Below are 24,434 nucleotides of genomic sequence, written 5' to 3'. Positions count from 1 at the left end.
TTCTGTAGTATTTTTAGAATTTACATATTAAATAAAATAGATTAAACTTTACTCCAAGGTGGACAAAAAGGAGTACAAATTTCATGGTGATGAGTTCAGTAGGCAAGTAAGAAGTACCATTTAGGTACTTTTTATTTTACCCTATTCATCTTGTATATTAAAGTTGTATGTTTACTTTAGTTAAAAATTATTAAAAAACATTAACTAATATATATGTAACTGTGGTATAATTAAGGTAGTGTTTAACAATGTTTTAAACATAAATATAAACAGGAGGCTTTTTATGAAAATATAGGTGATATTACTTAGTTTATGTTACAATTATCTACGATTTATATTTAAGTAATTGAGTCTAAATAACTTTCTTATTGCTTGAAGTAAATTATGAAATAAAGGAGTATTTAAAGTGAAAAAGAAAAACACAATGATTACAGCTTTTATAGCACTATTTATAGTCTTTGCTGGTATTAAGTCTGTAGAAGCTAAACCTAGCGAAGAGAGCTTAAGACTTCTTGTAATGAACTTTTCTAAAACTCTAGAAGATAGAGATGATTATAAGTATGTAGGAGATGTTGCTACAAATCGTTTTGGAGTCTTCTACTGGGGTAAAACTGGGGAACTTGCTTGGTATCACCCTGAAACAGGAAAAGTGATAGACCCTGTTGTTGATGGCAAAGAGATTTCAGAAATAACTCATCAATATTTTAACTATGGTGTAAAAAAAGTAACACAATCTTTCTTTCCTGAAGATGAATCGCCAACACAAGAAGATACAGCCTATGCTATGTATATTGCTGAAAAAAATAGATACGGTGGCTATATAGAACAAAACTATGACGGTTATAGTTCAAATACTGTTGAACAGATTAAAAAAGGACTGAAAAAAGATAGAAATGAGTATCTAAAACGACAAAATAAAAATTTAGATGAGTTTGTAGAAAAATTATCTAAGACAGGTTACGAAGATTTAGTATACATAGGAGATGTTGCTAGTAACTTGCATAGAGGAATATTCTACTGGGGTAAGACTGGAGAACTTGCTTGGTATCACCCTGAAACAGATATGGTACTAGACCCTATTGCTGATGGGCGAGAAATTGCAAAAATCTCTGAATATAGGTACGGAGGTATGGAAGCTGGAGATTTTAGCTATGCTAGGTATATCGCTGAATTAAATAAGCGTAAAGGATATAATACTCTTAAAAAGATTAAAGTAGGAATCAAGAAACAGCCTAAGAGTGATACTACAGTTAAAGCTGAAGAAGTTCTTACTAAGAAATCTGAAGAACCATTGAAAAAACAAGAGACTGAACTGAAGGAAAAGAAAGAAGAAAAGTCTACTACACAGAATGAAATTAAGGTAGAAGAAAATAAGGATAAAAAATCTGAAGAAAAACCTACTACACAGAAACAAGGTTGGATACAAGAAAATGGTAAATGGTTCTACTATGACCAATCAAACAACAAGCAATCTGGCTGGGTTCAAGTAAACGGTGCATGGTATTACCTAGCACAAGATGGAGAAATGAAGACAGGTTGGTTAAATCAAGGAGGTTCTTGGTACTATCTTACTGATTCAGGCTCTATGAAAACTGGTTGGCAAAAAGTCAATGGAAATTGGTATTATCTCAATGGTTCAGGAGCTATGCAAACAGGTTGGCTTAATCAATCTGGTACATGGTACTACTTAAACAGCTCAGGTTCTATGCAGACTGGATGGCTTAGTCAAAGTGGTACTTGGTATTACCTCACTGAATCAGGTTCTATGAAAACTGGTTGGTATCAAGTTAGCACTAAATGGTACTACTCTTATAGCTCAGGAGCATTAGCAGTAAGCACTACAGTTGATGGTTATACTGTAAATGCTAACGGGGAATGGATTTAGTAACACATTTTTTAAGTTAATAGATAAGCACTGGATACTCAGATTCAGTGCTTTCTTTTTTCTTTTTATTTTTTAATCGACTTCTTCAATAAAGAAAAATAATTCTCATTCCTTGTCTAAATAACGTAACTTTTAATCCTCACAATATGCAAAAAGTACGGATAATTTCTAATTACCTGACCTACAGATTACTATTAAAAATTACTTCACAAGAGACTATAACAATCTGAAGCATGATTGAAATAGCAATAGATACTACAGTAACTGTCTACGGTTGGATATATTTCGGATAAATTACACTTTAGGTGCTTTTTATTTTACACTAACTATCTTGGCTTAATTCAAGTATTTCCATCACCTTATGAACAATCATCTTATGCTGTGGGTGTCTCTGAATCTTCAATAATAATTCCATCATTTCTGTATCTTGTGGCACAGAATAAGGTAAGAAAAAATCACTCAATGGAACTTCCAAAGCATCAACAATCTTCACAAAAGTTTCCAAAGAGATATTTCTGTGATTATTCTCTATCTGACTGATATAAGGAACGCTTAGATTTGTTCTTTCTGCTAGTTCTTGCTGTGTAATCTTCTTTGAAGCTCGTAAGTCTCGTATCTGATTACTTATCTTTTCTAATATATCATCCATTCCTTCACCCTCTATGTTAAATCTACTATCTATCTTATAGATTAAACAATCAGGTTTACATTCTCTATAGTTAAATATTAGCAAAAAACATATTCTTTTGTTAAAGTTTGTGTGATATAATTATAACTATTAGGAAATATTTTTTTATTTCATTAAATAAAGTTAAACACCTGGAGGTTATATATGCTTAAAAAGCTTAAGGAATTAAGCAAAGAACAAAAGATTATAGGTAGTATTGTACTACTTCTTATCCTTGTTTTGTTCTTCACACTATTAACTAGCGGTAGCACTAAACACTCACAAGTTCAAACTAAGGCTAATGATTCTGTCAAACAGTCTTCACAAGTTAAACAGTCTAGTTCATCTTCCTCTACTTCATCATCTAGTAGTGAAACTAGCTCTAAAATAGAGAAATGGTCTCCAACTGGACATATAGCTGTAGACGCTTATCTAAATACACCACAAGTTAAAATCATACTACGAGCCAAAGCAGTTAGAGAGATAGCACACAAACTCTCTAACACAGATAAACTCTACGAAGTTGAAGCCGAGGTAATTGGGATTGAAGAAAAAGATGAATACCGTGAGTACAGCATAACAGGCAAGAAGCTTCTTATTCGTACACCTGAATCACTAGCTGTGAAAATGAATGAACTTATGGTCTATACAGGAAATACAGTATCTTTAGAAAAATATGATTCAATCGATAAAGGTTCGTTAGTAATCAGTGAAGTGAGAAAAACAGAAAAAGCACAAGAAGAGGAAAAAGCAAGTATTGAAGCCTCCAAATCAAAAGAGGAGGAAAGGAAAGCATCTTCACGAGAAAAAGAGCAAGAACAAGCCCCATCTCACACTACAACTACTCCTACACAATCGTCTACGCCTGCTCCACAATCAAATTTAAGACCGTTCAAAAACTGTAAGGAAGCACGAAAAGCAGGACGTGTAAACATACCTGCTAGTGACCCACAATACGGTCCATGGTTAGATAGAGACAAAGACGGATACGGATGTGATGAATAGTAAAAAAGTTCTTATTCTACTGTCACTACTACTTATTATCATTGTCACATTCACAGCATACTTAACCACTCTGACACAAACAGACTACCAGATAGCTGTGAACAGACTCCAAAAGATAAGTTTAGAGGCTGTGGAACAGAAAATACAACATCAAGAAAGTTTTTACCTATACACAGGGAGAGAGAGTTGCCCATACTGCCAAGAATTTGCTCCAAAGCTAGCAAAAGCAGTAGATAAAACTGAGACAACTGTGTATTACTTAGATAGTGAGCATATAGATAAGACAAGTTGGAATATCTTTAAAACAACTGTAGGATTCAAAACAATCCCCAATCTCACTTACTTCACAAATGGTACAGTATATGACATATTACCGAAAGCAAGTCAAGCTAGTGTTGAAGTGATTGAGTCGTTTATAAGAAAGGAATAAATTAGGATAGTAGGCATGAACAAGATTTTTAAATACATTATAGGATTTACATTGATATTTCCTCTTTTAATTTTATTTTATGCTTGTATGGAATCAAGCAATCATAAGCAACAATATGCTAAAGATACAGAACGTGTTACTAAGCTAGTTGAAGCACTAGAAAATGACACAACAAATATTAAACCAAATATAACGCTAGAGGAAGCTTTGAAGCTTGTTTCTGAGGATAGTGAATTGTCATCTGTTAAAAAGGAAATTCAACATCTAAAAGACACATACAAAACTGATTACGAAAACAAATTCAGTGACTTGTCTAATCGTGTATTTGAAGTAGCATCAAAACTTAATACACAAATCGAAAAGATTAAAGAAGAAGAAAAAGAGCGTCAAGAACGAGAAGAACGGGAAAAACAGAAAAAATTGAAAGAGGAAGCAGAGAAAAAATCTAAAGAATCTGAGAAAAAATCTAATGAAGAAAACAGAAAAGTAGATTTAGATGCTTTCTATAATGCTATTCAAGAAGGTGTAGATAAAGTAAATACACAATCAGGAGTACATATGCTTGAAATGGAAAAAACATCTGTAACACCTGGCATCAGAATCATTCTCACAGAAAATAATGCTTCGTATTCAAACAAAGAACTTAGAGCAATTATCAGTGCATTAAACAAATCTTTATATAAAATTGCCAAATCCCACGGAGTAAATAGCCCTAGATTCTATTACACTCTCAGTGGAGAAGAAGTCGCTGTGAATCGTTATGTAATGGCACCTGATGAAGTTAAGTTTTCTGGAATATTAAAATAGGAGAGTACCAATGAACATAGGGAAAATTATTAAAATAACTGAAGATACTGCTTATATAGGTTATGAAGATGGAAGTTTAAAGGAAATTCCTATTGAATCTTGTGACTTTGAACCTAGTATAGGGGACTTTGTAGAGGTATATGGTGATATTGCTATAAAAGTTAATAGTAAAAAAAGTGACACAGCTAAGAATGTTATATTAAACAAACTATCAATGGTAAGCAAAATAAACATATTTGTAATTGCAACCATGGCTATAATTATGATAGGTATCTCTATCTATTCTAACGAGAATATCTTAGAAGTTATGGTGTTAACAACTTTAATAGTTTCATTGATAATAATTGTATTAAATCTTACATTTATTATCATTTCATCTATTAAGAAGAATGAGGTTAATAAAAAAAGTTCCATAAAGACTTTTATTATAGCAATTTTAACTTTTATATTATCTATTGGTCTTAGTGGAAATATGTATGAAAATAAGTCCACAGTCTCAAAAAAGACTACATCACAAAATAGCTCTAGCTCTTCATCTTCTTCAAAGGCAAGTAGCTCTACTACACCTTCATCATCTAAAGAGAGTAGCTCTAGTTCATCATCCTCAGTACCATCAAAACCTAAGATTACTGTAGACAATGATAAAGCAAATTATGGTGAAGTGGATTATAACAGTTGGAATCATGATGAAATAGCCGTAGATACTAAAGTAAGAGTATATGGGAAAGTTTTACAAGCTATGGAAGATGGGAAAGCCTATACACTGCGTGTAGCTATAAATGATGACTATGATAAAGTTATTTTGGTTTCTATTCCTTCTGAGTACAACAATAGAGTTATTGCCGAAGATGACCATATAACATTGTACGGACTAGCAAAAGGAAGACAAAGTTATGAAACGGTATTCAAAGCCACAAAAACACTACCTCTTATGATTGCCTATATGTATGAAAACTAATACTACATGAAAAAGAAAATATATAACCAAATTATTCACATTTCAGATACACATGTTATCATTCGACTCCACACAAATGAGACTCTAAATGTTCCTATAAATGAGTTAACTTTTCATCCTAAAGTAAATGATATTGTTGAAGTTTATCAAAATCAGAATCACGTAGTAGTTTGTCCTCTACCACAGAGCAACAAGCTTTGGATTCTTATAACCTCAATTACACTTCTAATTCTTATTGTTATAGGAACTACTTTTTTACTCTTTAGACAGCCAGATAGGAATATAGAAACAGTAGATAATCAATCTTCACAACAAAGCTCCTCTACTACTTCTAGTTCCTCTGCACCATCCAGCTCTTCTTCCAGCACATCTACTACAAGCTCTAGCTCAACTGAAGATAGTATAATAGATACTACAGCAGAAGAACTTAGAGATATGGAAAATGACGGCACACTTAAAACAGGACAACTCTACCGATTCACAACTAAACTGATACGTCAAGAATATTGGGAAGAATACTCAGGACATTTTAAAGCTCTAAATACATACCATACTATTTGGGTAAAAGCTAGTAATGCTCCTATGACTGGTGTACAAGTACAAATTAAGAAATCTATGATTGAGGGATGGCAAGAAGGAGCAACCGTTACTTTCACAGTAAAAATTATGGAAGATTCTGAAAAATTTCAATTCTGGGTTGCTACTGATGCCACACTTATCACGACTCCATCAGAAGAAAAGCACACAGAAAATACAACACAAGAAATTGATACACAAGCTATTCTACACGGAGACTACTCAAGTATAGCTGGTACTTGGAGGAATGAAAAAGGAAATTGGGTTACATTTGATAATAACGGTTTAACAAGTGGAACAAAAATTGAAGGAATTTATCTTTCAAATGAAAACACCTTACACCTATCCTTACGTGGAGAGGTTGCTGGAGCTTCAATGGGAATATATCCCCCTGGAACAAGTATACCTATGAAACGATTTGAGAATAACCAAATGGTATCAATCGAAGACCCAACTGATAAAAGTAAAACTAGAATTATCATTACTCAAACACATCCATCTGATGAAAAAGCTGTCTACTACAAAATAGACTAAAACAACATTCTCTCTACTTACAAAATTTTCCTAGTTACCTAAAAATCCCTGCAATGAGTAATTGCAGGGATTTTGTATATCCTTTATATCACATGAACCTCCTTCAGACAATTCCACACTACTAACACATTTTTGAGATAGAGAGTTAATCGGTGAATAGCAAAATTCACATACAGCCATTACTTTTCTATTTTTTAATCGACCTTTAGAAATCCCATTATCACGCGCATTACTAATCACAAATACAAAGAGATAAATTGATACAATTGTACAGTAAAAACTGATAGCTAAACCAAGTCAACACTACAAAAATATAAAATTCTATAATGTAAAACCTCTTTAAATAGCTATTTTTATTCTCTAACTTATCTCATGAGCATACGCCTTTATGCCGTGAAAGCAAATTGACAGTAAGTAGGCACAAAGTACGCTAAGAACGTCTCAGACGAAAGGCTTTAGTTTTTCGGATGGACAGTTCATTTGTACGAGAGTGCCTTGTTTCTTGCTGTCAATTAGACCATGGAATAAATTAGGCGTATTTGGTACTTAACAAAGTGTTTCACTCCTTTGCCTTCGCTCATGGCGGGCTAGTCGTTCACACTTTGTATATCTCTAGAATGATACACTTGATACACTAATTTCTAACTTCTTAGGATAAATAAAACAAATAAAATTGAAAATAGAAATGAAATTTACTGTTTCAAGTGTATCAAGAGCATGACTTCATTACATACCCTTTATGCCTCTTTGTGGTATCTAAACTGAAGGGCTTAGAATGAACAAAAGGAATCGAATCACTCTCATCAAAATATTTACAACTAGATAATGTTGGCTTAAATACCCAGTTTGTTGGAAGTGCATCTTTTAATTCTTTGTGAAAGACTTCCTTAGTTTCTCGTTCTAAACCATTTCCTTCACAGAATTGTTTATATGCCCATAGCATAAATGAATTCGGCAAGAAAGTAGATTTCACACGACTAAACAGATAAGATGAAAACTGTTCAACACTTGTCATAGACTTCCCATGAATTTCCTTGATAGCAGGGTGGTGACTGATATCCTTGAATCCATCACTGATATCATATTCTAATGCATTTTGCAATACATATTCTAATACATCCTGACGTTTTAGATAAACCTGCTTTATTTCTCTCTTGTAACCATCTTTGTTAAATTCAGAAACGAAGGGAAGTATGAAAGTTCTTCTTGCTATAGCTTCTTTGTCTCCTTGAATCTTAATCAATCGATTAGATGATTGAACAATCACAGGAGTAAGTCGAGCAGAATAGGCCTGTTTGCCTTTCTTTTCGATTGTGACAATATCATGAGTAACTAGAGAAAACATAGTAGAAGGGTCTGTTATCACCTTATCAATAGGATTATCATCTCCAATAACTAAGTGTTTACCTATTAACTGTGAAGTGGCAAAACGGTTTCTACCATCTAATTCAGTTAGTTTCATGGAGGCTGTGTTACTCCTACCTACTAAGTTAATTAGCAACTCCTGGAAACTACCCTTACCTGTTCCTCCTTTTCCAATCAGCCAAATAATTCTCTCATCAGCATAACCACGTATCACTGCCAAAATTGTTTGCCATGCTAAGTGAATTAGTTCAGCATCATTATTAAACAGTTCAGCTAACCAAGAATCAATAGACCAACCACCTAATACTGGAGAATTTGCTTCTGAATTATAATTTACTTGTACCTTATGTGTAAACACAATTGAAGGACTGTATTTCATTCCATACCGATAATAAGTATCATAAATACAATTCCCTAAAGCTATGTAACGTAAACCTTGATATATACTTACATTTTTACAGCTACAACTTAGTGCACAAATAATCTCGTATATATCAGCACTCCTAAAAGAAGGTTCTAATCTTCTTACTAATTTAGGAACTATATCCCAAGCAGGTTGATAAATCCCCTCTTTTGGATTGTACACAAATAAGCTACCTTCCCCAGCATCCTCTATTTCAGCTATACTAACCACAATGAGATGAGCCATTAAGAATTCTGCCATAATATGAAAAGAAGGTTTTCTATTTTTCTGCTTCTCTTTTTCTGAAACGGATATATGTGGGTTAGAATCAATTACCTTATTTTTATATGTTTGCCATGCATCCTTATATTTATCTATTGGGGTAGAGATATCAAAAGATTGAATAGCACTCTCAGGGTAAGTTTCAAATTCATAGTCTGATTCTAATACAGAATCTTTCGCTTTAATCTTAATTATTGACATATTCATGTTCCTTTTGTTTATAAACATCACACTGTATAGTGTATTTGAGCAATTGAATCTGTGATTCAACATGGCAACAACTTCCTATGTATTTCATGTAATCATAGGACTTTTCAACTATATTTTTTATTTTTTCATATAATATAGTTACTCCCTTCTAGTAATTGAAAGGAACTTCATAACATCTGATTTCTTATAGAAAACTTTGCGAGTTCCTTCTATTGGTGGACAGTATCGGGTTAATCCCAAACTCTCCCATTCATGCAGAGTTACTAAACTAATTCCTAGTTCTTTGATTAACTCTTTCTGTTGTATCAAGCCAAACGAGTCACTATGAGGTGAAAGCATTGCATGTGATAGATAATCATTTATTAAATGCTCAATCCTCTCCAATAATGCTAGTTCTGCTTCTTGAGATAATATCCCTTGTGGTATACTATACATATATCCTCCTTCTTTCATATTTGTTCATAACTATCTTCTCATAACTAGTACAGCTTGCCTGTTAACCAAGTTAACTAGGTTAATTAACTTGGGTTTTGTTTTGAATTTTATCAGTTTTCTGTTTACATGTCAAGAGTTTTATGTTAAAATTTTACTAAAGTTATTAAACGGAGGTTAAAATGATAGGAGCATATCTTAAAAAATACCGTACAGAAGGTAACGTAACTACTAAAAGACTTGCTGAATATCTGAAAGTATCACAGTCTTATGTCTCACAAATTGAAAATGAGAAAAAGATTCCCAGCGTAAGGAGGCTCTTTGAAATCACTGAATGTATTGCTGCATGCTCTATAAAAGAAAAATGCGAACAAGATGGATTAAATTCTGAGGAGTACTATATAGAATATCAAACATTAGCTAGCTCTTATATTGATGAGATAATTAAAAATATTAATCTGGATTCAATCCATAATGATAAAGAAAAACAGATGTTAAAAGACTTAATAGAATTCAATGATAAAACATCATCTTTACCATGGGTATCCACAACATACAAAGATATTAGCCAAGATATTATCAATGGAAAAAATATTAAAATCAACCTTGATTATATCTTTAGAAAGAATGTAAAAATTACTATTGATGGTCAAGCACTCACAACTGAAGACTTAACCGCTCTACAAATACTAATTGAAGGTATTCGTTCTAGACACAAATCATAATAACTATTTTTCATAACCTTTTACAGCTTGCCTACTGATGTTAGAAAGGTTAAGAAATGAAAATAGCAGAAATCAAGAAACAAAATGGTAGCACTGTATATCGTTCTAGGGTATATCTTGGTATCGATATGACAACTGGAAAAAGAATACAAGCTAATCTGACAGCTAGAACAAAAACTGAACTGAAGAAAAAAGCTCAATTAGCTAAGGCTGAATTCCAAAATAATGGCTGTACTAAAAGGGAAACAATCTCACTAACAAGCTATGAAGAAGTAGCTCAACTATGGTGGGAAAGCTATCAACACACAGTAAAACCAAATACGCAAGATTCAGTAAAACGACTATTAGCTAACCATGTAATTCCTTTATTTGGTTCTTATAGGTTAGATAAGTTAACTACTCCAACTATCCAACGCATTGTTAATCAACTAGCTCTACGTGCTAACAAAAGAGAAGAAGGTGCATTTCTACACTATGATAAAATTCACGCGCTAAATAAACGTATCCTACAATATGCTGTGACAATGCAGATTATTGATATAAATCCAGCTCGTGAAGTTATTCTTCCTCGTAAAATAAAAAAGGGTAGAAACAAAGTAAAACACTTTAATAACTTAGAGTTAAAGCAATTTCTCAGCTATTTAGAAGAGGCTAACTTAGCAATATATAGAAATATCTATGAAATTACTTTGTATAAGTTTCTTCTTGCTACTGGTTGCCGTATTAACGAAGCCTTAGCTCTACACTGGTCAGATATTGACCTACATAATGCAACTGTGAATATTACAAAGACACTAAATCATTTAGGTGAGATTAACAGCCCAAAGTCTGAGGCAAGTTATCGCACAATTGATATTGACCCACAAACTATAGAGGTCTTAAAAGTGTATCAAAAAAGACAAAGACAAGAAGCTTGGAAACTTGGTCGAACTGAAACTGTTGTCTTCTCAGATTTTATTCATAAATACCCAAACAATAAAACACTATCAACTCGTTTAAACACACGTTTCAAACATGCTGGTGTACCTAATATTGGATTCCACGGTTTTAGACACACACACGCTAGTCTTTTACTAAACTCTGGAATACCGTATAAAGAATTGCAACACCGTCTAGGTCATTCTACACTGGCTATGACTATGGACACTTACAGTCATCTCTCCAAAGAAAAAGCAAAAACAGCCGTCTCATTTTATGAGAAAGCTGTTAGTTCGTTATAAGTGATGACAAAAATGATTACAAACCCAGAAATCAACGTTTTAAGACAAAGCAAAAAGCCCACTGTTGTAGGCTTTCTGTAAGATATATCTTAAAATTAAAGCATTTTGTTGTAGAATTCAACGACAAGTGCTTCGTTGATTTCTGGGTTGATTTCGTCGCGTTCTGGTAAGCGAGTCAATGAACCTTCCAATTTTTCAGCGTCGAATGATACGAATGCTGGACGTCCAAGAGTAGCTTCTACTGCTTCAAGGATAGCTGGAACTTTCAATGATTTCTCACGAACTGAGATCACTTGACCTGGAGTTACGCGGTATGATGGGATATCAACGCGTTTTCCGTCAACAAGGATGTGACCGTGGTTTACGAATTGACGAGCTTGACGACGAGTAGTCGCAAGACCAAGACGGTAAACAACGTTATCCAAACGACGTTCCAAAAGAAGCATGAAGTTGAAACCTAGGATTCCGCCTTTGATTTTTGTAGCTTGTACGAACAAGTTACGGAATTGTTTTTCACCTACACCGTAAGTGAAACGAAGTTTTTGTTTTTCAGCCAATTGCAAACCGTATTCTGACAATTTAGAACGGTTGTTTGGTCCGTGTTGTCCTGGTACGTAGTTACGACGTGCCAATTCTTTACCTGTACCTGTAAGTGAAAGGCCAAGGCGACGAGCTTGTTTCCAAGATGGTCCTGTATAACGTGACATGTAAATGTCCTCCTGATATAAATAATATTTCGGTGGAAATAGTCACTTAGAAAGCCCTGATTCGTGCAGATGCCCTTCGCCTAAACAGCCAAGGTTACTTATCATAAGACACCTGTTGACGAGCTTCATACTTTCCTGCTGATATTTCACACAAAATCCATTCTACCATGAATGGCTAGATTTGTAAAGGGGGTTTAAGCTTTATTTTCACTGCCAGAGAGATTGAGAAGGAGGGTAAAGGTACTTCCGATGCCGTACTGGCTGCTGACTGTAATTTCTCCACCCAATTGATGGGCCAATTCACGCGCAATCGCAAGACCAAGACCATGACCACCTGTTTTCATGTTACGCGAAGTTTCTACACGATAAAGGCGTTTGAAAATATTCTCCAAATCCTCTGGGGCAATACCCTGTCCCTCATCGCTCACACTGATTGAAAGCTGGTTATTTTCCAGCTTAGCCACCACTTCCAATTTGGTCCCTGGAGCAGAATACTTAAAAGCATTATTGACCAGATTCACCAAGATACGAGAAAGTTTGGCATAATCTCCCTCAATCCGGGCAGATTCTGGGATTACCTGTAAATGAACATCTCGCTCCTCCTGCTCAATCAAGAACTGAAATTCACTCATGCACTCAATCAAGAGCTGGTCCAGAAAAATACTGTCCTTGCTGGTCGTTTCCATCTGATTTCTAGCTGTATTTAGAGTCAAAAAATTCAACTCTTCAACCAGTTTATTGAGTCTTTCCGTCTGACGCCCAATGGTTGCTAGATAATGCTCCTGTTCTCCTTCCTTGATAACCCCATCCAAAATCCCTTCTACCGTCGCTTGGATCGAAGTGATGGGGGTCTTGATATCATGCGAAAGTTGAGCAATCATCAAGCCCTTTTCTCGTTCGCTTTCTTCCAAGGAATCAAAGGTGGCCTGCAAATCATGGGACATTTCATTGAAAGCTTGCCCTAATTGCTGAAATTCTACAGGTCCTTGAACCTCCAGATTTGAAGAAAAATCCTTGTCCGCTACCCGCTTGGCATGTTCCTTGAGTTTGCCCAATGAAGTAAAGACAGGCGACAGGAGAAAGAGACTAATCCCAGCACCGACAAGGCTGGCAACGATAGTCATTCCAAGCAAAAAGTAAATCTCGCTTTTCGCAATCAGCATTTTTTGAACAGCCCAAAAAACCACGATAATCGTTAGGAGTGTTGAAATGACATACCCCACTAAAATATAACTTTTTAATTTCATTAACTACCTCGCGCTTTCTCAATTTTGTAGCCCAAGCCCCAGACGGTTTTGATGGTGGGTGTTTCTGCACTAGCATGTTTAGCCAACTCCTGTCGAAGAGCATGAATATGAACATTCAAGGTATTGGTATCATCTACGTAGTCTTCTTGCCAGACCTTTTCATAGAGGTCTGTCTTAGAGAAAACCCGCTCTGGATTGCTGGCTAAAAGCCATAGAAGTTCGAAGGATTTGACTGTCAAATCAATCGCCACATCTCCGACTTGGACCTCATGGCTACCGTGATTCATCCGTAAATCCCCGAGACTGACGACCTCTGTCTCACCTCCACGATGAAGGCGACGCAAGATATTGTGGACACGCAAAACCAACTCACGAGGGCTAAAGGGCTTGGCAATAAAGTCATCTGCCCCTAAGCTCAGACCGTAAATCTTGTCCTGCTCGCTAGTCTTAGCCGTGATAAAGAGAAAAGGCTGATCTGGAGATCGATACTGAACCTCACTAATCAAATCATAACCATCCATTCGAGGCATCATGATATCTGTAATAATCAAATCAATTGGTTTTCGCTTGAAGATTTCCAAGGCCTCTACCCCATCATGGGCCACCAAAACCTGATATCCTGCCTGAACCAGATAACGTTGATGAATATCTGTGATTTCTACCTCGTCGTCAACGAGTAAAATTGTCTTTCCCATCTGTCTCTCCTTTGAAAAAAACAGTGCTATACCACAATAGTATAACACTATTTTAATCTCTTTACGAACATTCTAAACGATATCTAGATTTTTCATATCCTAGATAGAAAGTCTGTAGTTAGACTAGTCATTTTCTTCTTTTTTAGCTTTCAAACCGAGTCCACCTAGCAGGCCGGCCAAGGCTAATCCAAAGAATCCAAGAGTAGCCATTGAGGTTTGGGCTTCACCAGTATATGGAAGCATGTCTTTTTGGTCTTTCATTTGATCAGCCATCATTGGACTTGATACCTTGTTATTAGATACCATCTTGCCTTCATCAGACATTTTGCTTGAGGCTGCTTGAGCTTGAGCTTGAGCTTGAGCTTGTTTCATGCCTGGTGTTGCCATAGGCTGGCTAGCATTCATGGTTTTGTCCTGCTCTTTGTTAGGCATCATCTTATCCTGACTAGCAGCTGGCATTTTAGATTTCATCTCATCTTGATTGGCACTAGGCACTTGAGCTTTCATATTAGATGCATCTTGATGACTATTCATCATTGGATCCGACATAGCTGAACCATTAGAAGATGGGACGAAATCTGACTGCATCGGAATCAGAGACTGATGTCCATTCAAGTTTACTGTCAATTCTTTAGTCGCTACGAGATTGCTCAAATCAGCTTTGCCGTCTTTGGCACCGTACACTTTGATAGTAGCTTTATAACTTTGAGTGCCGTTTTGTTTCAAGAGGTCAAGAAGTTCTTTATCAGATTTTCCTTGAGTGCCGGCCAAGTCTACTTCATAGAAGTAAAGACCTTTGCCCAATTTCTCTACTGGTGGGAGAGCCGGATTTTTAGCTGAGCCGTTGTCTGACCATGGAGCTTTGTCTGATGCTTTCAAGATAAGGCGAGTCAACATGCCGTCACCAGCGAAGAATTCGTATGGTATGACTTGGTTGACGCTGGCTGTGAATGGGCCTGGGAAGTTAGCTTTATCCAAGTAAGTGGCTGGGACGTCTACTGTGTCTTTAGTGTTGTCGGCCACACCTTTTTGGACTTCGGCTGGAGTAGTTAAGCCATTCAAATTGACATCTAAATCCTTAGTCGCTACGAGATTAGTCAAATCAGCCTTGCCATCTTTTGCACCGTATACTTTGATAGTAGCTTTATAGCTTTGAGTGCCGTTTTGTTTTAAGAGGTCAAGAAGGTCTTTATCTGATTTGCCTTGGGTACCAGCTAAATCTACTTCATAGAAGTAAAGGCCTTTGCCCAATTTTTCTACTGGTGGAAGAGCTGGATTTTTAGCTGAACCATTGTCTGACCATGGAGCCTTGTTGGATGCTTTCAAGATAAGGCGAGTTAACATACCGTCACCGGCGAAGAATTCGTATGGAATAACTTGGTTGACGCCGGCTGTGAATGGGCCTGGGAAGTTGGCTTTATCCAAGTAAGTAGCTGGAACATCTACTGTGTCTTTAGTATTGTCAGCCACGCCCTTTTGCACTTCAGCTGGAGTGGTGGCTGGTTGAGCTTCATTTGCTTCACGGTCTTGTCCAGAAACTGTAGGCGCAGAATTTGTTGCAGGTTTAACCGCATCCTCTGTTTCTTTCTTAGATTCTGATTTTGCTTGCACTTCTTCTTTTGGCGCCACCACTTGGTCTTTATCAGCTACATTCACTTTTTCTGGAGAACTTGTAGCATCCAAGCTTGCTTTAGGTGTTGAGTCTACCTGTTCTGAAGGAAGAGCTGTATCGACTGCTTCTTTGAGAACTCCTACTGGTAAATCACTCTTTTCACTCACCGAAGTAGCATCTGGCCCAACTTGAGCAGGGGTTGGATTGATCGCATCGGCACGTACAGAACTTGGTTGACCAACTAGGACAAAGAAGCCACTGGCTACAACAACTGAGGCAACACCGACACTAAGACGGCGGATAGACCAACGAGTATATCTTTGATTTGGATTGAATTTCATAGGATTCTCCTTAGAGTTTTTCTTTATTTGATAACTCTAGTATAATCTCCTAAAATTAAAAAGGATTAAGAAAAAGTTAAAATTTTTCTTAAATCCCTCTTATAAAATACTTATATTAATTAAATCCATAAACAGATTTGGTGATTTGATAGACGACATTAGAAAGTTTTCGAGCTGGCAAGACTGAATGTTTGGTCAAACGGCTGAGCATGGTCTTGCGGATAGCCTGAAAAATCTCTGGATTTTCCTGCTGAATATAGGTCCACAGCTCCCGTTTTTTGGCAAGATGCTCTGCTGTGCCTGATCGGTTGAGCAGGGCGCTGGAAATCACCGTCGTGATTTCAATATGATTCAGCAAATATTCTCGCATTGTTGGATGACTCACTTGGGACAAATCAAGCTGGTCTACCAAGAGTCGATTGACCTTGAGTTGCTGGTCAATGCGCTTAATCATCACTTGCTCATTGACAGACTGGTCCTCACGCCCAATCAAATAACGATAGAAATCGACAGGCAGATAGTACATGGTCTTGACCTGCTGAAGGGGGGTAAAGACAAAGAGATTATCGACATAAAAAGTATGCTCAGGCAATTGGAACTGACTCGCTCGCAACAAATCTGTCCGGTAAATCAGCGAGTGCATCATGATATACTGGCCTTTGGAGAAATTTCCAACCTGATCCCAGCCAAAAATCTGCTGGACAGGCAAGACTGACTCGTAACTCATACTCTTCTTACGAGACTGGCCTTCCTTTTCATATACAAAATTAGTCACAAAGGCATCAACTTCCTGCCCCTCGTTCTCTAGTTCCTGCAAGGTTTCAAGAATTTTCAAGTAGGCACGAGGATCCACCCAGTCATCACTATCCACTACTTTAAAATAGCGTCCAGAAGCCTCCGCCAAGCCACGATTGACCGCACCGCCATGGCCCTTATTTTCCTGATAAACAGCTCTAACGTTGCCAGGATACTTGCTGGCTAAACGCTCAGCTATTTCCTGAGTCTGGTCCTGAGACCCATCATTGATAATCAAAATCTCAACTTGCTCACCACCAATCACTAGCGACTCCACACAATAATGAAGATAGGCAGCGGCATTATAGCTAGGAATGGCGATAGACAATAACTTCATAATCTACTCCTTTAGGGGACTGATTTTTTCTTTCTCTCTTGTCACTTCTTTCTATTTTACCATAAAGTCCAGACTTTGAAGGACTTTTATTAGAATACAAGGGTTGCTATCTCTATTTGCTATTTTGGACATCAAAAAAGAGGGGATCCCCCTCCTTACGAATTTAATTCTGCCAAGTCATCTAGATACTGGTTGTTAATGACCGCCAAGATATAGGTATCTGCCTTCAAGAGGTCAGTAGGTCCAAACTGGACATCCAGTGGTGAATTTTCTTGTTCACGAAATCCTAGGACATTGAGATTGTATTTGCCACGTAGATCCAGCTGGCTCAGGCTTTGACCTGCCCAAACACTCGGAATTTTCATCTCCACGATAGACACATTTTTATCCAGCTGAAAGACATCAACATTATTATGAAAGAGAATGGTCTGCGCTAGAGACTGCCCCATTTCATACTCAGGTGAAATCACCGAGTCAGCACCGATTTTTTCTAGCACCTTCTTAGCTGTCTGGCTTTTGACCTTGACAATAACCCTTGGTACCCCTAGATTCTTACAATGCATAACCGCAAGCACACTCGACTCTAGATTTTCCCCTGTTGCCACTACAACCGTATCACAGGTATCAATTCCTGCAGTTCTGAGGAGTTCCTCGTCTGTAATATCGCCAACAACTCCACGCGCCAAAACTGGCTCAAATTGATTGATGCGCTCGGCGTGGTCATCAATGGCAATGATATTCATATCTTGCTTGGCTAGGGCCGTCAGGACACTACTCCCGAAAATCCCCAAACCTAAAATTCCAATCGTACGATCTGACATAGTTCTTCCTTTCTTATCCAATACTAATATCTGCTTTCATATACTGAATCAAATCTTTCTTATCAGGCTGGTAGTCAGCTAGATTAACCAGCAAGGTCAAGGGACCGATACGGCCAATAAACATGAGCACCATGACAATGCTAAGAGCTAGCTTGCCCAATTCTGGCGTCAGATTTGCCGTTACTCCAACTGTCGCAAGAGCTGAAATGGTCTCAAACATGAGGTAGATAAATCGCGGTGTTCCTTCTGCTGTAATTCCCAACAACATCAAGCCCAACAAGAAGGTCATCAAAAAGATAATGAAGACACTAAAGGATTTTTGGACTGTTCGAGCCTCAATGGTTCTCTTCGCAACATTAGCATGAGGTAAGCCCAGCAATTCACTACGCGCAAAGACCAATAAGACAAAGAAAGTCGTAATCTTAAGACCCCCAGCCGTCCCTCCAGGCGCTCCTCCAAGAAACATCTGTAGGATATAGATAAACAAGGTCACAGGCCGAGCTTGAGTGTAGTCAATAGAGGCAAAACCTGCCGTTCTCATGCTAACGGTTTGGAAAAAGCTAACCAGCACTTTCTCTGGAACACTGAGATTGCCAATGGTTCCTGGATTGTGCCACTCCGTAAAGAGTGTGGATACTGTCCCAAACAGCAAAATCCCTGCAGTCAAGAATAGAACCAGCTTGGTGTGGAACCGCAGACGACGTTTTTTCTTCTTGTCAAACTGGGTTGCCAAGTCAAACCAGACCATAAAGCCAAGACCACCTGTGATAATCAAGCCAGAAATGACCAGATTGATCAAGGGATCCGTCTGAAAAGCCACTAAACTGCTACTGCCGAAATTATCAAAACCAGCATTACAAAAGGCTGAAATGGCTAAAAAGATAGAGGTGAAAATGCCTCGCCCCCAGCCAAACTCAGGAATAAAACGGAAACTAAGAAGAAAAGCTCCCAAACCCTCTACCAGAAAAGTCGTCAAAAAGATGGAACGCATAAAAGACTTCAAAGACTTACTTTCCCCATAACTAAAACTCTCCTGAATGGTTTCACGACTGCGAAGACTGAGCTTTTGCTTCCCCTGAATATAAAAGACCCCGATAAAGGTCATGAGCCCCAGACCACCAATCTGTATCAAGAGCATACAAATCAACTGCCCCCAGACATTATAGGTCGTAGCCACTGGTTGCGTAAAAAGGCCAGTCACACAGACCATGGACACCGTCGTAAAAAGATGGTCAAAATAAGTGGCCTGAGAACCATTTGCCTGAACAAAAGGCAAACTCAAAAGAAGAGAGCCTATAAGAATAACTCCAGCGAAACTTAAAAAGATACGACGAGCTGGCGAAAGTCCGCCCAAGGCTCTCTCAATTTTTTTCACAAATAATTTGAATAACATACATCCATTGTACCATAAAAAGTAGGAGAGTAGCTATATCTGAAAGGCTATCTCAAGGCAGAGTTCCAAGGCTTTCTCGAAAGCTTCTGAACCCCAGTCACGACTATCGTACTGGTCCAAGTCTGCTAAGGAATCAGCTGTAAACAACAATTCTCCCCAGAGAACCCCACGCAGTTGGGCTACTGCCGCAAGCGCAGAACACTCCATCTCCACAACAGCACAGCCTTCTTCCTTGCGATAAGCCACCTTTTCAGCCGTTTCTCGGTAAAAACCGTCTGTCGTCCAAGTCATAACCTCTTCATAAGGAATACCTAGTTGTTCCAAGACTTGCTCGATAGCAGAAATCGCTTCTACATGTACATCCATATAACGAGAAGGTGGCGCATAATGGTAACTAGCCCCTTCATCACGTAGCGCTCGGACTGGAACCAAAAAGGCATTTTCTTCTATATTCGCTAACACGCCACAAGTACCGGTGGAAATAATTTTCTCCACACCATAGCCAATCAACCAATCCAAAAACTGGGCGGCCGGGGCAGAACCGACAGGAGCTTGGGCTAGACACACTTTTTCGCCTTTGTAGTCCATGACATAAACTGGATAGGTTTTAGTGGCAGAAATGAACTCGCCAACGCACTCTGCTCCTACTTCTCGAGCATAACGATCAATCTCCTCCTCCAAAAATGCATAGATGCACTTCTTTGGTAACTGTAAATCCAAGCCTTCATGATTCGGCATAATGACTGCCTGAGGATTATCATCAAACTCTAAAATAGGAATAGCATGTTTTTGAATCATAGAATACCTCCTCTAAATTTGTACTATTATAACAAAAGCTAAACGAAAGTCAAGACGGAATCCTAAGATACATCAGAAAACCTTATTTTAAATATGAAACAACAATTAAATGCTTTTCCCCTAATGGTAACATTGCTATAGTTTAGGAATTAGTGTATAATAGATTGAATTTGAAAAAGGGAGAAATCTTATGAAATTCTATTCATATGACTATGTTCTAAGCCAGATTAGTCAACAGAATTGGGTCATGATGATTGTGTCGACGCTCTTAGTGATTGTGACTGGATTCTTTGCATTTAAGGCTTTCAAAGATAAAAAAGGGAGCAAGTTCCGTGAATTATCGCTCATTTCTATTTTGACGTTAATTGCTTTTGTATTGATTAGCATTACGAATCTTCAAAACAACCAATCCAATGATAATCAATTTCGTAGTTCCTTGCACTTCATCGAAATTGTATCAAAAGAGTTAGGTGTTGATAAGAAAAATGTTTATGTCAACACATCAGCAGTGACTGATGGGGCGATTATTAAAGTAGGTGACAATTTTTATCGTGCCATTAGCGGGACTGACCAAGATAGCTATTTATTAGAAAAAATGGAACTCTATAAATCAGATGTTGAACTCGTGGAGGTTGAAAAATGATAAGCTTTTTTGCTACGATTGCAATTAAATTAGCCTTGGGGCTACTTTCTCTTGTTTTTGTTATTAACGTAACAGGTAAAGGAAATTTAGCACCAAGTTCTGCAGTAGATCAAATCCAGAACTTTGTTCTCGGGGGTATTATCGGTGGGGTTATCTACAATAGTTCTATCACCATCATCCAATACATTGTTATCCTCATTATCTGGACTATTCTCATTTTACTCCTCAAATGGTTGAATACCAATGTTTCCTTCATTAAACATCTGATTGACGGAAAACCTACGATTATCATTAAAAATGGAACATTAGATCCAGAAGCCTGTCGCTCAAAAGGTCTAGCTGCTGCTGATGTTGCTCTTAAATTGCGCGCTCAAGGAATCTTTCAATTAAAGGATGTCAAGAGAGCTGTGATTGAGCAAAACGGACAACTAATTGTCGTAAGAATGGGTGACGAAAATCCTAAGTACCCAGTCATCACAGACGGTGTTGTCCAAGTTGAAATCCTAGAAACCATTGGCAAATCCGAGGAGTGGCTAACTGAGAAATTGAAAGAAGAAGGTTTCGAAGAAGTCTCAAATATCTTTATCGCTGAATATGATAAAGGTCAATTGAATGTTGTAACCTATTAAAAAATAAACTGATGCTTTTCGTATCAGTTTTTTGCTTTTTAGCATAAAAGGGTATATACTTAAACCAATATCTGATGTAATTTAGATAATACAAAAAATTAACGGAGGTATCCCCCATGTCAATCGAAGAAAAATTCAACCAAGCTAAAGGTTCTGTTAAAGAAGGCTTTGGTAAACTAACTGGCGATACAAAAACTCAAACAGAAGGAGCTGCAGAAAAGGTAGCTTCAAAAGCTAAAGAAGTTGCTGAAGATGCAAAAGAAGCTGTCGAAGGTGCAGTATCTGGCGTAAAAAACATCTTTAAAAAAGACGGAGAATAATTCTTTCTCGTCCTAATAACATAAGAAACTCTCCCTTCTCTTTCGAGAAAGGAGATTTTCTTTTATGGTCGTCCACCAGGGCCACCATTCCCTTGAGGTCCACCTCCACCAGGCATCGAATTGACAATCTCAGTTTGTTTTTCACCATTGAAATAGATGTCTCCGCCTGTGTAAGTCGCTGTTCCATCAAAGTCAAAACCAGTTTGACCAGTCATTTTGATGGTCCCTCCCGTAACAGTAATGTTACCATTTGAGTCAATTGGATCCGTGTCCCCTTGACCAACTTCAACGGTTAAATTCCCACCATTCATAGCAAAGAAGATTTCACTTTGTTGGGCGTTTTTGTTGGCCGCATTGACACCATCATCTGTTGAGTATATGGTAATGTCTCCACCGTTGATAGTGATTGACTTACCTTCAAGTCCTTCTGTAGAATTCTTAACGGTATAGGTACCACTATCAATAACCAAATCACCTGATGCGTGGATACCATCGTCCCCTGCAGTAACAGTGATGGTATTATCAGAGAGATACATGGTTCCTACAGATGTGTCCTCATCATTGTCGACCTTAACTCCGTCTTCCTTGGCATCGATAGTCATGGTTGTGCCGGTAATGTTGAATTCATCATTGACATTAAAGGCATCCCCGACTGCTGTGATGTTGTAGGTTCCACCTGTGATGTGAAGTGTATCATTTGCCTTAATACCATTGTTTTTCTTACCATCTACATTGAGAGTTCCTTTACCGTTGATGGTCAAGTCCACTTTAGAGAAGAGGGCTGCATCAGCTTTTTCATCACTATTAGAAGCTGAATCTGAGAGGCTATTGGTTGTGCCATCTGCTAGAGTTAGGTAAACATGACCAGCTGATGTAGCGGAAATAGCTGCATTGGTGTTGGTCATAGTCACACCGTTTAGGACGATATGTACATCATCAGTCTTTTCAGCTTCAATCTTGATTTGAACACCGTCAGATTGACCATAAATCACATAGATTCCTGACTTAGAAATTGTGACGGTAGAATCCGATACGGCAACTCCGTCACCAGATACCTTCGCTGTTGATCCTGACAGAGTTACAGTTGCTGCTGTCTTTTCATCATAAGAAGTATCATAGTCCTTGTCTGTGAAATAGTTAGTTTTCTTAGCATCTGTAGTGGATGTAGTTGTTGCAGCACTATTGCTTGTATTTGAAGTTGACTGGGTACAAGCTGTTACCAGTGCTAGAGTTGCTATACTCGTTAATAAGAATGTCCATTTTTTTGCTTTCATGCTCGTTTCCTCGACTTTCATTTTACATGCTCTTAGTCTACGTGACTTTCCTAAAATAAGCCTAAACTTTTTCTGAAAGTTTTCTTAAGCCCATCCGAAATTCATTAACAATCATTGCTTATGGTGCAAAAAAAGAACAGCATTTCGCTGTTCTTTTAATTTTCTTTGACTGGAATTTCTTTGATAACTCGTGCTGGGTTGCCTGCCAGAACTACATTATCACCAAAAGATTTAGTAATGACAGCTCCTGCTCCTGCAACAACGTTATCACCTAGTGTAACACCTGGAAGGATAATAACCCTACCACCTGCCCAGAAGTCCTTACCGATTGTAATTGGTTTTCCAAATTCTAAACCTGAATTTCGTTCATCTGGATCCAGTGGATGAAGGGGTGTTAAAAATTGGCAGTTAGGACCAATCATAGCATTGTCGCCAATGGTAATAGGACAAACATCCAACATGGTCAGATTCCAATTGGAATAGAAATTTTCTCCCAAATGAATATTGACCCCATAATCCACTACCAAACGAGTATTGACATAGAGGTTTTCACCAGTTGAACCAAACCAGCCTTTGATGATTTCCATACCTTTTATTGGATTGGCTTCTTCATTAAAGGAAGCTTGCTTTTGTCGAGCTATTTGTGCTAGAGCACGAAGTTCTGGATCGAACGGGCGATAGGGTTCTCCCGCAATCATTTTTTGGTATTCACTTTTCATATCTTGATATCCTTGTTTATTTTACAAGATTGTAGCATAGTTCTATCCTTAAAACAAGCAGCAAAGAGATAAAAAAACTAGTACATCTTTGGATGTACTAGTTTTTAATTAGAAAGGTGACTTTTCCACTACTTTACAGAGTTGATTAGTCTTCTTTCTTTTTACGAGCGATAAGTCCAAATCCACTCAAGACACCTACTAAACCAAGAGCTGCAAGGCTAGCATGATCTTCAGTACCAGTATTTGGCAATTGAGGAGCATTTTCCTTAGCTGGAGTTGGTTTAACTGGAGCTTCTGGTTTTTCTGAATCTGGAGTCGGTTCTGGATCTGGAGTCGGCTTTGGATCTGGAGTCGGCTTTGGATCTGGAGTTGGCTTTGGATCTGGAGTTGGTTTTGGATCTGGAGTTGGCTCTGGATCTGGAGTTGGTTTCGGATCTGGAGTTGGCTCTGGATCTGGAGTTGGCTCTGGATCTGGAGTTGGCTCTGGATCTGGAGTCTTAACCTTCTCATAAACGTGTTCTGTGTCGCCGTTTGGAAGTTTCTTAGTCTCTACGAAGCGGTAGCCTGGAATGTCTTTCTTAGGATTTTCGCCATCTTCTGTTGG

At 37.8% G+C, this 24,434-nt stretch carries 25 protein-coding genes; 11 read left to right on the top strand and 14 right to left on the bottom strand.

Going from position 1 to position 24,434, the window contains the following annotated elements; genetic code table 11:
* The first annotated feature begins 406 nt into the window (after positions 1 to 406).
* The gene (locus tag M1G12_RS09920) at positions 407 to 1,885 is read left to right on the top strand and encodes a PspC-like choline-binding domain-containing protein (protein ID WP_345773308.1); all 1,479 of its coding nucleotides are present in this window, start codon (positions 407 to 409) and stop codon (positions 1,883 to 1,885) included.
* 322 nt (positions 1,886 to 2,207) lie between these two features.
* Here M1G12_RS09920 and M1G12_RS07730 read toward each other — a convergent pair whose 3' ends face one another.
* Positions 2,208 to 2,534, bottom strand: a complete 327-nt coding sequence (locus M1G12_RS07730) for a helix-turn-helix domain-containing protein (protein ID WP_049531802.1) — start codon at positions 2,532 to 2,534, stop codon at positions 2,208 to 2,210.
* A 183-nt stretch (positions 2,535 to 2,717) separates the two neighbouring features.
* On the opposite strand from M1G12_RS07730, the gene M1G12_RS07725 reads away from it, so the two are divergent.
* The 5 genes from M1G12_RS07725 to M1G12_RS07705 are packed head-to-tail and all read left to right on the top strand — an operon-like array spanning position 2,718 to position 6,862.
* Entirely contained in the window at positions 2,718 to 3,557 is an 840-nt protein-coding gene (locus tag M1G12_RS07725; protein WP_247949666.1) for an excalibur calcium-binding domain-containing protein, read from the top strand.
* Complete coding sequence (locus M1G12_RS07720) at positions 3,550 to 3,987, top strand: DUF6568 family protein (RefSeq protein ID WP_247949665.1); 438 nt, start codon at positions 3,550 to 3,552, stop codon at positions 3,985 to 3,987. The genes M1G12_RS07725 and M1G12_RS07720 overlap by 8 nt, the downstream gene beginning before the upstream one ends.
* 15 nt (positions 3,988 to 4,002) lie before the next feature.
* On the top strand, positions 4,003 to 4,794 hold the full coding sequence (locus M1G12_RS07715) for a hypothetical protein (protein WP_247949664.1): 792 nt from the start codon (positions 4,003 to 4,005) through the stop codon (positions 4,792 to 4,794).
* Positions 4,795 to 4,804: 10 nt separating this feature from the next.
* Entirely contained in the window at positions 4,805 to 5,752 is a 948-nt protein-coding gene (locus M1G12_RS07710; RefSeq protein ID WP_247949663.1) for a hypothetical protein, read from the top strand.
* 6 nt (positions 5,753 to 5,758) lie between these two features.
* A complete protein-coding gene (locus M1G12_RS07705) occupies positions 5,759 to 6,862 on the top strand; it encodes a DUF6287 domain-containing protein (protein ID WP_247949662.1) in 1,104 nt (367 codons plus the stop codon).
* 709 nt (positions 6,863 to 7,571) lie between these two features.
* Here M1G12_RS07705 and M1G12_RS07700 read toward each other — a convergent pair.
* Together M1G12_RS07700 and M1G12_RS07695 are read right to left on the bottom strand one after the other, a co-directional pair.
* On the bottom strand, positions 7,572 to 9,113 hold the full coding sequence (locus tag M1G12_RS07700) for a phage/plasmid primase, P4 family (RefSeq protein ID WP_247949661.1): 1,542 nt from the start codon (positions 9,111 to 9,113) through the stop codon (positions 7,572 to 7,574).
* A gap of 147 nt (positions 9,114 to 9,260) precedes the next feature.
* Positions 9,261 to 9,557, bottom strand: a complete 297-nt coding sequence (locus M1G12_RS07695; protein ID WP_247949660.1) for a hypothetical protein — start codon at positions 9,555 to 9,557, stop codon at positions 9,261 to 9,263.
* Between the two features lie 179 nt (positions 9,558 to 9,736).
* Here M1G12_RS07695 and M1G12_RS07690 point away from each other — a divergent pair, with 179 nt between their 5' ends.
* A complete protein-coding gene (locus tag M1G12_RS07690) occupies positions 9,737 to 10,279 on the top strand; it encodes a helix-turn-helix domain-containing protein (protein WP_247949659.1) in 543 nt (180 codons plus the stop codon).
* Positions 10,280 to 10,335: 56 nt separating this feature from the next.
* Positions 10,336 to 11,499 carry a tyrosine-type recombinase/integrase gene (locus tag M1G12_RS07685; protein ID WP_247949658.1) on the top strand — a complete coding sequence of 388 codons (1,164 nt, stop codon included), beginning with the start codon at positions 10,336 to 10,338 and terminating at the stop codon, positions 11,497 to 11,499.
* A gap of 95 nt (positions 11,500 to 11,594) precedes the next feature.
* Here M1G12_RS07685 and rpsD read toward each other — a convergent pair whose 3' ends face one another.
* From rpsD to M1G12_RS07645, 8 genes are all read right to left on the bottom strand, one after another.
* Positions 11,595 to 12,206 carry a 30S ribosomal protein S4 gene (rpsD, locus tag M1G12_RS07680; protein WP_000092756.1) on the bottom strand — a complete coding sequence of 204 codons (612 nt, stop codon included), beginning with the start codon at positions 12,204 to 12,206 and terminating at the stop codon, positions 11,595 to 11,597.
* A 194-nt stretch (positions 12,207 to 12,400) separates the two neighbouring features.
* The gene (locus tag M1G12_RS07675) at positions 12,401 to 13,453 is read right to left on the bottom strand and encodes a HAMP domain-containing sensor histidine kinase (protein WP_084864378.1); all 1,053 of its coding nucleotides are present in this window, start codon (positions 13,451 to 13,453) and stop codon (positions 12,401 to 12,403) included.
* Positions 13,453 to 14,148: a response regulator transcription factor gene (locus M1G12_RS07670; protein ID WP_247949657.1), complete on the bottom strand. Its 696-nt coding sequence runs from the start codon at positions 14,146 to 14,148 to the stop codon at positions 13,453 to 13,455. The genes M1G12_RS07675 and M1G12_RS07670 overlap by 1 nt, the downstream gene beginning before the upstream one ends.
* Positions 14,149 to 14,271: 123 nt before the next feature.
* Positions 14,272 to 16,101: an SSURE domain-containing protein gene (locus M1G12_RS07665; RefSeq protein ID WP_247949656.1), complete on the bottom strand. Its 1,830-nt coding sequence runs from the start codon at positions 16,099 to 16,101 to the stop codon at positions 14,272 to 14,274.
* A 115-nt stretch (positions 16,102 to 16,216) separates the two neighbouring features.
* The gene (locus tag M1G12_RS07660; protein WP_247949655.1) at positions 16,217 to 17,233 is read right to left on the bottom strand and encodes a glycosyltransferase family 2 protein; all 1,017 of its coding nucleotides are present in this window, start codon (positions 17,231 to 17,233) and stop codon (positions 16,217 to 16,219) included.
* 155 nt (positions 17,234 to 17,388) lie between these two features.
* Entirely contained in the window at positions 17,389 to 18,054 is a 666-nt protein-coding gene (locus M1G12_RS07655; protein ID WP_084954158.1) for a potassium channel family protein, read from the bottom strand.
* A gap of 13 nt (positions 18,055 to 18,067) precedes the next feature.
* Positions 18,068 to 19,447 (bottom strand): TrkH family potassium uptake protein, encoded by a 1,380-nt coding sequence (locus tag M1G12_RS07650; RefSeq protein WP_247949654.1) that lies wholly within the window; start codon positions 19,445 to 19,447, stop codon positions 18,068 to 18,070.
* Positions 19,448 to 19,480: 33 nt separating this feature from the next.
* Positions 19,481 to 20,245 (bottom strand): nucleoside phosphorylase, encoded by a 765-nt coding sequence (locus tag M1G12_RS07645; RefSeq protein ID WP_084954162.1) that lies wholly within the window; start codon positions 20,243 to 20,245, stop codon positions 19,481 to 19,483.
* 190 nt (positions 20,246 to 20,435) lie between these two features.
* On the opposite strand from M1G12_RS07645, the gene M1G12_RS07640 reads away from it, so the two are divergent.
* The 3 genes from M1G12_RS07640 to M1G12_RS07630 all read left to right on the top strand — a co-directional run bounded on the left by M1G12_RS07640 (position 20,436) and on the right by M1G12_RS07630 (position 21,837).
* A complete protein-coding gene (locus tag M1G12_RS07640) occupies positions 20,436 to 20,888 on the top strand; it encodes a DUF3290 family protein (RefSeq protein WP_084954163.1) in 453 nt (150 codons plus the stop codon).
* Complete coding sequence (locus M1G12_RS07635) at positions 20,885 to 21,517, top strand: DUF421 domain-containing protein (RefSeq protein WP_006154046.1); 633 nt, start codon at positions 20,885 to 20,887, stop codon at positions 21,515 to 21,517. Before M1G12_RS07640 ends, M1G12_RS07635 begins: the two co-directional genes overlap by 4 nt.
* Before the next feature lie 116 nt (positions 21,518 to 21,633).
* Positions 21,634 to 21,837 carry a CsbD family protein gene (locus M1G12_RS07630; protein WP_006153995.1) on the top strand — a complete coding sequence of 68 codons (204 nt, stop codon included), beginning with the start codon at positions 21,634 to 21,636 and terminating at the stop codon, positions 21,835 to 21,837.
* A 62-nt stretch (positions 21,838 to 21,899) separates the two neighbouring features.
* On the opposite strand, the gene M1G12_RS07625 is transcribed toward M1G12_RS07630, so the two are convergent.
* From M1G12_RS07625 to M1G12_RS07615, 3 genes are all read right to left on the bottom strand, one after another.
* Positions 21,900 to 23,111: a carbohydrate-binding domain-containing protein gene (locus M1G12_RS07625; protein ID WP_247949653.1), complete on the bottom strand. Its 1,212-nt coding sequence runs from the start codon at positions 23,109 to 23,111 to the stop codon at positions 21,900 to 21,902.
* A gap of 155 nt (positions 23,112 to 23,266) precedes the next feature.
* Positions 23,267 to 23,830: a sugar O-acetyltransferase gene (locus M1G12_RS07620; protein ID WP_247949652.1), complete on the bottom strand. Its 564-nt coding sequence runs from the start codon at positions 23,828 to 23,830 to the stop codon at positions 23,267 to 23,269.
* Between the two features lie 145 nt (positions 23,831 to 23,975).
* The coding region (locus tag M1G12_RS07615) for an LPXTG cell wall anchor domain-containing protein (RefSeq protein WP_247949651.1) at positions 23,976 to 24,434 on the bottom strand (459 nt) is incomplete at its 5' end.

This window comes from Streptococcus mitis, from assembly GCF_023110375.1.
Taxonomy (GTDB): Bacteria; Bacillota; Bacilli; order Lactobacillales; family Streptococcaceae; genus Streptococcus; species Streptococcus mitis_CI.
This window is presented reverse-complemented; position numbering and strand designations above follow the sequence as displayed.